Raw genomic sequence first — 12,224 nt, 5'->3', positions numbered from 1 at the left:
TCTATGACATGGGTTTTAAATCCGAATCGCAGTAAAGTAGAATTTCATTCACTTTACTGCGATAAAGTGAGCTATGCTCTACTTTATCGCTCCTCCAGCTGGACTCGAACCAGCGACACCCTGATTAACAGTCAGGTGCTCTAACCAACTGAGCTATGGAGGAATGCTTATCGCTTAAAGCGGACGCAAATATAATTTTTTTTTAAGTGCTGCAAAAAAGAAACACTAATTTTTTTACTTGAATAGCCAACGATAAATATCATTACCATTAGCAAATAAAACCAGGGCAATAAGCAGGAAGAATCCAATCATCTGCGCATACTCCAAAAATTTATCTCCCGGTTTTCTTCCGGTAACCATTTCATATAGCAGGAATGCAACATGGCCTCCATCCAGGGCAGGGATAGGAAGTATGTTCATAAACGCGAGAATTATAGAGATAAGGGCTGTGGTTTGCCAGAAAGCTACCCAACTCCATTTGCCGGGAAATAAATTCCCTATCGCGCCAAATCCACCCACCTGAGAGGCTCCCTTTTTGGTAAAGACATATTTAAACTGCTTTACGTAATCCTTTAAGATATTATAACCATAACTGGTTCCCTGGGTCACAGCTTCACCAAATGAAAAGGAAATATGTCGTGTTCCACTACCAATATTGATCCCCACTACACCATCCTCATTAGGTGTTACCTTAATGATCTCTGTAACACCATCACGTTCTACTTCGATAGTATTCTCTGCACCTTCATTCTCTGCGATTCGCTGTTTAAATTCGTGCCAGTAAACGATAGGCTGTCCATTGACCGTTGTAATTCTATCGCCTGGTTTAAAGCCTGCGGCTGCAGCCGGAAAATCTTCTCCTCCAACTACTTGTACTATAGGTTCGCGTCTCTCAATAAACGGTGTGAGCACATCCTTCTGAAACATCTCGGTTCCTATCTCTTCTGGTAAGGTGATGGTTTCTTCGGTACCGTCTGTGTGCTGTACCGTTATCGAATTAACATCTCTCAGGAAAAGGTATTTATTGATCTCGGTTACATAGGGGAACTCTTCGTTGTTTACCTTCAGTATCTTATCTCCATCCCTAAAACCGTATTCCTTAAACTCCTGTGCAATGGCAAATCCTTCCGGAAGATCATCATTGGTCACCACATCTCTTCCGTAGAAAAATAAGATCATCATGTAGATAAGAAACCCAACGATAATATTCACGGTAACACCACCCAGCATAATAATAAGTCGCTGCCAGGCCGGTTTAGAGCGAAACTCCCACGGCTGCGGAGGTTGTGCCATTTGTTCTTTGTCCATGCTTTCATCGATCATCCCGGAGATCTTCACATAACCCCCTAAAGGTAACCAGCCAATACCATACACCGTTTCGCCGATCTTCTTTTTAAAGAGTGCGAATTTTATGTCGAAGAAGAGAAAGAATTTCTCTACCCGTGTCTTAAATAATTTAGCTGGTATGAAGTGCCCCATTTCATGAAGCACGATTAGTATAGATAAGCTTAACAGAAGCTGAATTGCCTTAACCGCAAATGGACTCATATATCATCAAAATTGAGGGACAAAAGTAACCTTTTAACCGCTCTTAAAAAAATAAATGCAAATTGGCCTATCAGTCTTATATTTTTTTTAACTGTTACAGCATTGCCAATCTTTAACTGGGTTGTAATTTTGCATTCGTATGCTTCAGTTTTTTGCAAAATATAAATTCTTCGGAATTGTCCTTCTCATCCTATCGGCTATAATAATTACCATTATGTACCAGGCTCTCAACCCTAAAAAAGTACTGCCTGTATATCAGCCCACCGATGTCACTACCGAACTTGTAGATAGTACGGTTCAGCATGTGAAAAAATACCACACCATCGCAGATTTCAGCCTTACCAATCAGAATGGGGAACAGATCACACAAAAGGACTACGAAGACAAGATCTATGTGGCCGACTTCTTCTTCACAACCTGCCAGACCATTTGCCCGGTTATGACAGACCATATGGTGAAAATTCAGAAAGAATTACAACAAGAAAATGATGTTTTACTACTATCTCATACCGTAACTCCGGAGATCGACAGCGTCCCCCAACTTAAAAAATACGCCCTCGAAAAGGGTGTGGACGACCAAAAATGGAACCTGGTTACGGGCTCTAAAAAGGAGATCTACAACCTGGCCCGCAAATCGTATCTGGCAGCCAAAGACCTTCCCTACAGCGAATACGACCTCATCCACACCGAAAACTTCGTGCTGGTAGATAAAAAGCGTAGAATACGCGGTTTTTATGACGGCACTAACCCCGATGAAATCGCCAGACTACTGGAGGATATCAAAGTTTTGAAAGCAGAATAAATTAGCAACAACATTAACTTTTATACCTGACCTATTTGCACTACATTTGCATTGTTTATAATCAATCTAAATAAAATTAATGCTTACTATTGCCAACTTACAAAAGGGAGAACGAGCCATAATTAAAGGTTTTTCCATAGAATCGGTACCGCTCAAACTATTGGAAATGGGCTGCCTCCCGGGCAATGAAGTACATCTGGTACAACAGGCCCCCTTCCGGGATCCGTTGTATCTCAACATCAATGGCAGCCATCTGGCAATAAGAAAGGAAACCGCCGAACAAATAGAAATAGAATTAATTTAATCTATGGCCCGGCAGATCAACGTAGCCCTAATAGGGAATCCCAATACAGGTAAAACCTCTGTTTTTAACAGGCTTACCGGCCTGAACCAGAAAGTGGGAAACTATCCCGGGATCACCGTTGAAAAAAAAGAGGGTGTTTGTAAACTCACCCGTACCTTAAAGGCACATATTCTGGATCTTCCAGGAACCTATAGCCTTAATGCCTCTTCCCTGGACGAGAACGTGGTGATCGAGCTGCTACTCAATAAAAACGACAAGGATTTCCCCGACGTTGCAGTGGTCGTGACCGAAATTGAGAACCTCAAGCGAAACCTGCTTCTCTTTACGCAGATTAAAGACCTTGGGATACCTGCTATCCTGGTTATCAATATGGCCGATCGCATGAAACGTAAAGCGATCTCCCTGGATATTGAGAAACTAGAGCAACGTATGGAAACGCGTATCGCTCTAATTAGTTCGCGAAAAAATGAAGGGTTCGAAAATCTCAAAGAACTTATCGCTAATTACACTTCCCTGTCGGTGAAGCCGTGTATGAATGCCTCCGCCATTGCACCGGAGTATTTCAACCGACTCAAAAAGGCTTTTCCCAATCAGGATCTTTACAAACTGTGGTTAGTTATTACCCAGGATGTGAACTTCGGAAAGCTGGAACGTAAAGAAGTAAGTGGTATTGCCACTTTTAAAACAGAATCCAAAAGCACTTTAAAACGGCTTCAGCAAAAAGAAACCATTGCCCGCTATAAATTTATCAATGAGGCGTTAAAGGAGACCATGGTGATCGATACCGCCAACGCTAAAGACCTACGCAGCCGCATGGACAGGATCCTTACTCATAAATTCTGGGGCTATGTTATCTTTTTTGGCATTCTATTACTCATATTCCAGGCTATTTTCGACTGGAGCAGCTATCCCATGGATTTTATAGACAGCAGCTTCGCATCTCTTAGCGAATGGCTGAAAAACACACTTCCGGCCGGAGATTTCACCAACCTCATCGCAGAAGGTATCGTACCCGGCCTTGGTGGAATTGTGATCTTTATTCCGCAGATCGCGTTTCTGTTCCTATTCATTTCCATTCTTGAGGAAACCGGTTATATGAGCAGGGTTGTTTTCCTAATGGACAAAGTAATGCGCCGTTTCGGGCTAAGCGGAAAAAGTGTGGTCCCGCTTGTTTCTGGTACTGCCTGTGCCATTCCGGCCATTATGGCCACCCGGAACATAGAAAGCTGGAAAGAACGACTTATTACCATCCTGGTGACACCCTTTACTACCTGCTCGGCACGGCTACCGGTTTATCTAATTATTATCGCCCTGGTTATCCCGGAACAACGTATTTTAGGGATATTCAGCCTGCAGGGACTCACCCTTATGTTCTTATACCTTTTGGGATTTGCCGCGGCCATCCTATCTGCCTGGTTACTTAATAAAGTTCTAAAAATAAGGTCGAAGACCTTCTTTGTGGTTGAAATGCCTAATTATAAAGTTCCCTTACCTAAAAACGTGGCTATTACCGTTGTTGAAAAGACCAAATCTTTCGTTCTGGGCGCCGGAAAGATCATTCTCGCAATATCCATCATCTTATGGGTCCTTGCCTCTTATGGCCCGGGCGATTTCAACCGGGCTGAAGAAATTGTGACAGCAGAGTCCCTTTCAGAAAATCTTCCTAAATCTGAACTGGAAACTCGAATAGCCTCCTATAAACTGGAGCACTCCTATATTGGTATAATTGGAAAGGGGATCGAACCCGCGGTAAGGCCTCTGGGTTACGACTGGAAAATTGGGATAGCGATCGTAAGTTCCTTTGCTGCACGGGAAGTTTTTGTAGGTACCCTTGCAACCATTTACAGTGTGGGCAGTGAGGAAGAAGAAACCATAAAAAACAGAATGGCAGCAGAGGTGAATCCGGTATTAGGGACACCGCGATTCAATTTTGCCAGCGGGGTTTCGCTTTTATTGTTCTATGCTTTTGCTATGCAATGTATGAGTACACTGGCGATAGTGAAACGAGAGACCAATAGCTGGAAATGGCCTCTGTGGCAACTCATCGTTATGAGTGCTATTGCCTATGTGGTTGCCCTGGGAGCGTATCAAATTTTAAGTTAACTTTGTAGTATGCAAACGTATTTAGTAATAATAACCTTTTTGCTGGCCGTAGGATTTCTCCTGAAGAAATTTGTCTGGAACCCGGTCTTCGAATCCAGAAACAAAACCATGGCTACTCTCGATGGTAACCGCACCAAATGTGGGAATAAGGATTGTGGGTGTCATTGATCATTCTTGATCTTCCTTATCAATAGCCAATAATTTTCTATCATTCCAGGTTGCTCCGGATATGGAGTAAGGTTTATAACATCTATAATATAGTCATCCTTTTCAACGATAGTTCTATTGGCAACCTCGTTTTGCTTAACCTGGCCCAGAATTACCTCTATAGAAACCGCTTCTTCATCTTCTTGCTCTACTACTACCTCAACTCGGGCTCTCCCCGCCCAAACACATTGTACCTTTCTAGGGCATCGAGAATCTTCTACAACCCTTTCGAAGGTAATTAAGGTTTCATCGATCTCTATGGTTTCACCTAACGGAATTCGAATAGCGATCTGAGGGACTTCCACCTGCTCCTCTTGTGATTGACCCGTTACTGTTGTAAAAAGTATGAAAAGTAGTATAAGTGATCTCATTTCAGATATTTATATAAAGATAAAGGAAATAACCATACCACTTTCTACCCCCTGAATAGAAAGAAGTCTTCCTTCATATGCTCGATCTTTTCGTCCTTATTGGTAATAATATACTCCAAAGCGAGATCTGTAAAATCTTTTCCTTTTTTTGTGAGTGAAACAACATCATTATCTATAGTGATCATGTTATTTCGCTCGGCGAGATTAAGGACGGTCTTAGACCTAACTTTCTGCCAGTTGATATGCTCCTGTAGATGATTGATATGTCTTTCGTTTTCTTCGGAATGGTTATTAAGATGGAGAAGAAAGGTAATGAGCGAAACTTCGGTTCGTTGCTGGCGCTGTCTGTAAAGTACTGCGATAAGGCCTTTACCTGGCGCGAACAGATAGACCATTAGAAATACAACAGCCAGAACCGTGGTCATAGAACCACTAATTGATGCATCCAGCAGATGGGCCAGCCAGTAGCCTCCAATGGCCGAGAATATTCCTATCCCAACAGAGATCAACAACATCTTTTTTAAATTGGATGTGAGCAAATATGCCGTGGCGGCCGGGGTGATCATCAGGGCCACAACCAGGATGGCGCCTACAGCATCGAAGGCTCCAACCACCGTTACAGACGACACAGACATTAGTCCGTAGTGCATTACCATAGGAGAAATTCCCATGGCAGCAGATAGTCCAACATCGAAGGTACTCACCTTCAATTCTTTGTAGAAAAGTAAAAGTAGTAGCAAGGTAACCAGAAGGATCACGCCCATGATCCATAAAGACTTAGGGCCCATATCCATGCCGGACATCATCAATCGATCAAAGGGCGCAAAGGCTAGTTCCCCCAGGAGAACCGCATCCACGTCCAGATGCACATCGTTGGCATTCTTAGCTATTAATATAACCCCTATACTGAACAAGGCTGGGAATACCAGACCAATAGCTGTGTCCTCTTTCACCAGCCCGGTCTTCTGTATCCATTCTACCAGCACAACGGTTATTACTCCCGTTACCGCCGCCAAGGCTATAAGTAGTGGCGAATTAAGATCCTGGGTAATAAAAAACCCGATCACGATCCCAGGTAAGATAGAATGACTAATAGCATCGCTAATGAGGGCCATCTTCCGAAGCACCAGAAATACTCCCGGGATAGCGCAAGCTATCGCAACCACCATGGCTATGAGCTGTATTTCAATCTGTGGCTGTGTCATCGGTAGTTGATTTACTGAACAAATTAGATGCTTCCCGGTAACCTTTGGATGTGAGCATCCAGGATTTTTGCTCGATCTCGATCCATTCTCTCTCTTCCATGGTTTTTAGAGTTCCCCTGGTAAAGCCTTGAAAATCGTTAAGGATCTTGATCGAGTGGGGATGTGAGATGTTCTCATGCGTACTCGCAATGCGATACATCAACTGCAGTGTTTTCTTTAGTTTTAGATCTCTTCTGTTTTGCCTGAATCTAATTTCTCGAAATAACAATCCTCGTCCCGGTGAGAAAATAAAGGAAATTAACACAAAGACCGCTGCTACCAATACGATCACCGGCCCTGTGGAAAGGTTGTCCTGGCTCGCGCTGATCGCTGTCCCGAAAACCCCCGAAAAAGCTCCAAAAATAGCAGCCAACCCGATCATAACGCTCAGGCTGTTGGTCCATTGCCTTGCTGCAGCGGCCGGGGCTAGAAGCATGGCACTCATTAATACCACGCCTACAGTTTGCAAGCCAATTACTATGGCCAGAACTATAAAAAATGTGATCAGAATATCAATGATCCTGGTATTGAAACCCAGGGTTTTAGTGTAGTCTGCATCGAACAATAGAATTTTAAACTCTTTCCAGAACAACAATAGGGTAAACAGACTAACCCCGGTAACTATCACCATCACTATCACATCGCTTACAACCAGGGTAGCCGCCTGCCCAAAGAGATATTTATCCAGGCCGGCCTGATTTGCATTGGGTTGTTTCTGAATAAAAGTGAGTAAAAGCATCCCAAACCCAAAGAACAGGGAGAGAATAAGACCAAGGGCAGTGTCTGTCTTTAAATGTGTTTTTGTAATAATTCCGCGTATCCAGAATGTCCCAATTAAACCACTCACTAACGCTCCCAATAAAAGTACGTTACTGTCTTTGGCGCCTGTGATGAGAAAGGCTATCGCTATCCCGGGCAGGGCTGCATGCGAGATCGCATCTCCCAGCAAACTCTGTTTTCTAAGCACCGCAAAACTACCCAGCATACCGCAAATAGCGCCCAGCACCGCTGTTCCCAAGGTGATGGTTCTCAGCGTATAGTCTGAAAATAACTGCTCGAAATAGTCTGTTATGGACATTATTTATTAACGGCAACCTTGTAATTGATTCCGTAGGTTTTAGTTAAATTATCATCATTGAAAATATCCTTTACCGGACCCGTGGCTATCTTCTTTACATTTAAAAAGGTTACCCAGTCGAAATATTCGGGAACGGTTTGAAGGTCATGATGCACCACTACCACAGTTTTACCTGCTTTTCGCAACTCTTTCAAAATATTGATAATGGCTATCTCGGTGGTGGCATCCACTCCCTGGAATGGTTCATCCATAAGGTAAATGGATGCATTCTGCACCAGCGCTCTGGCCAGAAATACCCGTTGTTGTTGTCCGCCGCTTAACTGACTAATTTGTCTTTTCTTAAACGATAGCATTCCCACTTTTTCAAGGGCTTCCAGTGCTGCTTTCTTTTCTTTCTTACCCGGGCGCTTTATCCATCCCAGGCTTCCGTAGGTTCCCATCATTACAACATCCAGAGCCGTTGTTGGGAAGTCCCAGTCTACACTCCCTTTTTGAGGTACGTAAGCCACGAGTTTGCGCTGATCTGTATACGACTTTCCATAGATGCTTATCGTACCCGCTATAGGTTTGATGATCCCTAGAATTGCTTTTATAAGGGTAGATTTTCCGGCACCATTTGGCCCTACGATGGCCATTAGCACACCTTCGGGCACACTTAGATCTATGTCCCATAAAACGGGCTTATAATCGTAGGCTACCGTAAGGTCGTCAACTTGTATGGCGCTAGTTATTGTCATTATTGAAGTTCGTTTACAATAGTGTTCACATTATAACGGAACATCCCAAGGTAGGTTCCTTCAACGGTTCCTTTATTCCCCAGGGCATCACTATAGAGGGAGCCTCCTATGGTTACCTGATGCCCTTTAGACAATACTGCTTCCTGTAAAGCTTCTATGGTTCTACGGGGTACGGAGCTTTCAATAAAGATGGCTTTTACTTTGTTTTCGATGATAAATTCGGACAATCGCTGTACATCCTGAACACCTGCTTCGGTTGCAGTGGAAAGTCCTTGCAAGCCTACTACTTCAAAATCGTATGCTTTTCCGAAATAATTAAAAGCATCGTGCGCCGTTACCAGTATTCTTTTTTCCTTCGGAAGGGTTTCAATTTTTTTCTGAACTTCAAGCTCGAGAGCATCCAGCTCTGCGAGATAACTTTCGAGATTCGCCTGATAGAATGTCTTGTTTTTAGGATCTTTTTCCGAAAGTACGTCGGCTACGGTTGTGGCGAAAACTTTGAAGTACGAAATATCAAACCACACGTGGGGGTCATAATTGGACGCAAAATAATCAGAGCCGATAAGCCCCGATTTATCAAGCCTTTCAGCCAGTGCAAACTGAGCTTTTCCCTGAGTCTCCATCTTTTCGAATACCTCGACCAGCTTCCCTTCCAGGTGCAGCCCATTGTAAAAGATTATATCGGCCTCGTACAATTTGGTAACATCGCCTTCACTGGCCTTGTATAAATGCGGATCCACACCCGCACCCATCAAGCCATTCAAGGTAATGCTATCGCCACCAATATTCCTTACCAGGTCCGAGATCATGGTAGTGGTACAAACCACTTTTAATTTTTCGGAGGTTTCTTTATTTGACTTACAGCTCCAACCGGCTATAATAAAGATCAATATCCATGCTGTTTTCTTCATTTTCTATGTATTATTTCGGGATCCTGTAACTTACCCCGGCACTTAGTAATATGTCTTGTCCTTCCGTGATACTACTTCCTACCGTTGCATCCAATTGTAAATTTTTCAGAAGCAAATAAGTAAAGCCGGCATCCCAATAATGATTTGCACTACTATCTTCCGGCATATCGCCGTATAATTCGGCATAAAAACCAAAGTTTTCCGTGATACTGTATCCATAAGCAAGAGTGTATATATAGGCCGCTTCCGGAGAATCTGATCCCCATTGTGCACCAATATTATACCCCAGGCTGGATCTTTCGCTCAAAGTATGTGATAAAGAGAACCTGAAATCCACCCCTGTGGTCTCGGGGCGATAGTCTGACGAGGCAGATAAGGGTAGAAAAATATGCCCTATCAGGGCGATCTCGGGTAAGAAACCGTTTTCTTCGGCCACATCTATTTTAGCTCCCGCCAGCAGGGGGGAGAAACCACTAGTTATATCTTCCAGTCTCATGCCATTTACACTTGTTCTGCCTTCCTCGAAGTTCCAGCCCAGCCGTAATTCCAGATGTTCAAGTAACCCGTATCGCAGTAATGTGGTGTTAAAACCCAGGACTTCCTCCTTGATATTATCCTTTTCAAAAGAAGTATAAAATGCTCCTGTTTCAATTTGAAGGATCCCTTTACCAACGGTACTGGAAGCCTCGGTGGCGTCTGGTCTGTCTGTTACTATGGTTCCCACAATCTCTTCCTCCTGGGCCATTATTCCGAAGGAAATTCCGAAGCAAATACACATTAGTATAAACCGCGTAGTTTTTATGTTAGTTCGTTTGTACATATAGATTTTCTGCTATTTTTTTTGAAATAAAGAATTGATCCCTGCCTACCTGTATAACCATGGAGCCATCAAAAAATTCCTTTCCCAGGACCAGGATCTTCGTCCCGATAGTGATCTTTTTCTTATCCAGATATTGAAGGAAATCACTACTGGATTCCTTTACACCCACACAAACTCCTCTCTGTTTCTTTTCGAGTTCGGAGAGTAGTTTTTTCTCTGTTCTCTTGATATTTCCGTGTTTATCTGGGATAGGATCGCCATGCGGATCGAAATCCGGACTTCCCAGAAATTGATCGAGCCTGCTTATTAACTTCTCCGAATGAACATGCTCCAGTTGTTCTGCGATCTCATGGACCTCATCCCAGTGAAAATCCAGCTTTTCAACAAGAAAAACCTCCCAAAGCCGGTGTTTTCTAATTACATCGGCGGCTATCTTCCTCCCCTCCGAAGTAAGCACTGCCCCCTTATACCGTTTATAGGACAGCAAGTTCTTCTCTGCTAACTTCTGGATCATGTCTGTAACAGATGAGGGCTTGGTAGCCATTCGATCTGCAATAGAATTAGTGCTTACCTCGCCCTTTACTTCCTGTTCGAGGTGATAGATAGCTTTCAGATAATTCTCTTCCGCAAGTGAATACATAATACAAAGGTAAATATATTTTTTGATTTATAATGTTATTATTTTTCGGCTAGTCTAAATTATAAAAAATAATACACTTAACCCTCACATTTTCACATCATTTTGCAGTAAAATTTTTAGAATCCTTTTTCCTTCTGAAGTTGTTCGTAAGCCTCCTGAACCTTTCTAAACTTGTCTTCCGCCCCTTTGCGATAGGCTTCATCCATGTGCTGTAATTTATCGGGATGATATTTTTTGGCCATATGCCTGTAGGCAGTTTTAATTTCCTGTATGGTGGCAGTTCGATCTATTTCCAGGATCTTATAAGCGCTATCAGGATTTTTAAAGAACATTGCCTTGATGCTTTCAAGGTCTTTATTCTGAATCCCAAGATTTACAGATATTCCCTGAATGGTATTTACTTCAGCATTCGATACAAAACCATCGGCATTGGCAATACTGAATAGAAAATGAACTACCTGAAGACGCGACTCGTAGCGCATTCGTTGTCTAAGTACGTTTCCAATTCGGGAACCGGATATTTCCCGCTTTTTAATAACTTCATTAAAGACCTTGAAGATAGCATTGGCCCGATCTTTCCCATAAGCCTGTACAAAATACTGCCGCACATAGTCCAGTTCGGCCTGGCTTACTTTACCATCTGCTTTTATAACCAACGACGCCAGAGAGAGTAAATTCAGCTCGAAATCGGCCGGACTCACCCTATCACTCCTTTGTTGCTGAAATACCTGTTTATAACCCCCGGTCCTTTTCGCACCGCCGAGATTATCCAGGAAACTCCCTAAAAGAAATCCAACAATCGCCCCCGGCAAGCGGTACAGGGCGAATCCTAAAATAGCGGCAATCCAACGATACATGAAATGGTAACTGTGTATAAATTCGTGACAAAGATAAGTAATCGGTCCATGGAGGATGTTACACAACGAAACTATAAATTTCCCGGCGAACCACCCTGCCGTTTTGTGATAGTTTTAGGAACTAAATTGCTTATCTTTGCATTAAAATTGTTACATCTTAAATAATATACCTATGTATCCAGAAGAACTAGTAAAACCTATGCGCGAAGACCTAACGAGTATTGGTTTTACCGAACTTAAAACGGCCGGTGATGTAGAGCAGGCTTTAGCAAAAGAAGGAACCACATTGGTTGTGGTAAATTCGGTTTGTGGTTGTGCCGCCGCCAACGCCAGGCCAGGAGCACGTATGTCTTTGCAAAATGCGAAAACACCGGATCACCTGGTAACCGTATTTGCAGGTATGGAAACCGAGGCAGTGGATGCTGCACGTGCACAAATGGTTCCATTTCCTCCTAGTTCGCCCTCTATGGCGTTGTTCAAAAACGGGGAATTAGTACATATGCTGGAGCGTCATCACATTGAAGGGCGTTCGGCAGACATAATAGCCGAAAATCTAATGGGCGCTTATAACGAGTTCTGTTAAGAATTCCGAAGCCTAAAAA

General features: G+C 43.1%; 14 protein-coding genes and 1 tRNA gene. 4 read left to right on the top strand and 11 right to left on the bottom strand.

Translation table 11 applies throughout. The features are described 5' to 3' along the window. Positions 1-89 precede the first annotated feature (89 nt). Both C5O00_RS05800 and rseP read right to left on the bottom strand, forming a co-directional pair. A tRNA-Asn gene (locus C5O00_RS05800) sits at positions 90-163 on the bottom strand. Between the two features lie 71 nt (positions 164-234). After that, positions 235-1,548 carry an RIP metalloprotease RseP gene (gene rseP / locus C5O00_RS05795; protein ID WP_105215756.1) on the bottom strand — a complete coding sequence of 438 codons (1,314 nt, stop codon included), beginning with the start codon at positions 1,546-1,548 and terminating at the stop codon, positions 235-237. A gap of 139 nt (positions 1,549-1,687) precedes the next feature. Here rseP and C5O00_RS05790 point away from each other — a divergent pair, with 139 nt between their 5' ends. From C5O00_RS05790 to feoB, 3 genes are all read left to right on the top strand, one after another. Further along, positions 1,688-2,350: an SCO family protein gene (locus C5O00_RS05790; protein WP_105215754.1), complete on the top strand. Its 663-nt coding sequence runs from the start codon at positions 1,688-1,690 to the stop codon at positions 2,348-2,350. A gap of 79 nt (positions 2,351-2,429) precedes the next feature. Further along, entirely contained in the window at positions 2,430-2,654 is a 225-nt protein-coding gene (locus C5O00_RS05785) for a FeoA family protein (RefSeq protein WP_105215752.1), read from the top strand. A 3-nt stretch (positions 2,655-2,657) separates the two neighbouring features. Next, the gene (gene feoB / locus C5O00_RS05780) at positions 2,658-4,757 is read left to right on the top strand and encodes a ferrous iron transport protein B (protein WP_105215750.1); all 2,100 of its coding nucleotides are present in this window, start codon (positions 2,658-2,660) and stop codon (positions 4,755-4,757) included. Between the two features lie 21 nt (positions 4,758-4,778). Here feoB and C5O00_RS14475 read toward each other — a convergent pair whose 3' ends face one another. The 9 genes from C5O00_RS14475 to C5O00_RS05740 all read right to left on the bottom strand — a co-directional run bounded on the left by C5O00_RS14475 (position 4,779) and on the right by C5O00_RS05740 (position 11,622). Next, a complete protein-coding gene (locus tag C5O00_RS14475; RefSeq protein ID WP_158676786.1) occupies positions 4,779-4,922 on the bottom strand; it encodes a hypothetical protein in 144 nt (47 codons plus the stop codon). Then, on the bottom strand, positions 4,919-5,335 hold the full coding sequence (locus C5O00_RS05775; RefSeq protein WP_105215748.1) for a hypothetical protein: 417 nt from the start codon (positions 5,333-5,335) through the stop codon (positions 4,919-4,921). Before C5O00_RS05775 ends, C5O00_RS14475 begins: the two co-directional genes overlap by 4 nt. A 44-nt stretch (positions 5,336-5,379) precedes the next feature. Next, positions 5,380-6,540: a metal ABC transporter permease gene (locus tag C5O00_RS05770; RefSeq protein ID WP_105215747.1), complete on the bottom strand. Its 1,161-nt coding sequence runs from the start codon at positions 6,538-6,540 to the stop codon at positions 5,380-5,382. Beyond that, positions 6,521-7,657, bottom strand: coding sequence for a metal ABC transporter permease (locus tag C5O00_RS05765; protein ID WP_105215745.1), 1,137 nt, complete (start codon positions 7,655-7,657; stop codon positions 6,521-6,523). Before C5O00_RS05765 ends, C5O00_RS05770 begins: the two co-directional genes overlap by 20 nt. Next, entirely contained in the window at positions 7,657-8,394 is a 738-nt protein-coding gene (locus C5O00_RS05760; protein WP_105215743.1) for a metal ABC transporter ATP-binding protein, read from the bottom strand. Before C5O00_RS05760 ends, C5O00_RS05765 begins: the two co-directional genes overlap by 1 nt. Further along, positions 8,394-9,305, bottom strand: a complete 912-nt coding sequence (locus tag C5O00_RS05755) for a metal ABC transporter solute-binding protein, Zn/Mn family (RefSeq protein ID WP_105215741.1) — start codon at positions 9,303-9,305, stop codon at positions 8,394-8,396. The genes C5O00_RS05760 and C5O00_RS05755 overlap by 1 nt, the downstream gene beginning before the upstream one ends. Positions 9,306-9,315: 10 nt before the next feature. Continuing rightward, positions 9,316-10,125, bottom strand: coding sequence for a transporter (locus C5O00_RS05750; RefSeq protein ID WP_244593032.1), 810 nt, complete (start codon positions 10,123-10,125; stop codon positions 9,316-9,318). Next, positions 10,109-10,765: a metal-dependent transcriptional regulator gene (locus tag C5O00_RS05745; RefSeq protein ID WP_105215737.1), complete on the bottom strand. Its 657-nt coding sequence runs from the start codon at positions 10,763-10,765 to the stop codon at positions 10,109-10,111. Before C5O00_RS05745 ends, C5O00_RS05750 begins: the two co-directional genes overlap by 17 nt. 116 nt (positions 10,766-10,881) lie before the next feature. After that, positions 10,882-11,622, bottom strand: coding sequence for a TerB family tellurite resistance protein (locus tag C5O00_RS05740; RefSeq protein WP_105215735.1), 741 nt, complete (start codon positions 11,620-11,622; stop codon positions 10,882-10,884). A gap of 172 nt (positions 11,623-11,794) precedes the next feature. On the opposite strand from C5O00_RS05740, the gene C5O00_RS05735 reads away from it, so the two are divergent. Then, positions 11,795-12,205, top strand: a complete 411-nt coding sequence (locus tag C5O00_RS05735; RefSeq protein ID WP_105215733.1) for a BrxA/BrxB family bacilliredoxin — start codon at positions 11,795-11,797, stop codon at positions 12,203-12,205. Positions 12,206-12,224 lie beyond the last annotated feature (19 nt).

Source organism: Pukyongia salina (genome assembly GCF_002966125.1).
Lineage (GTDB): Bacteria > Bacteroidota > Bacteroidia > Flavobacteriales > Flavobacteriaceae > Pukyongia > Pukyongia salina.
This window is presented reverse-complemented; position numbering and strand designations above follow the sequence as displayed.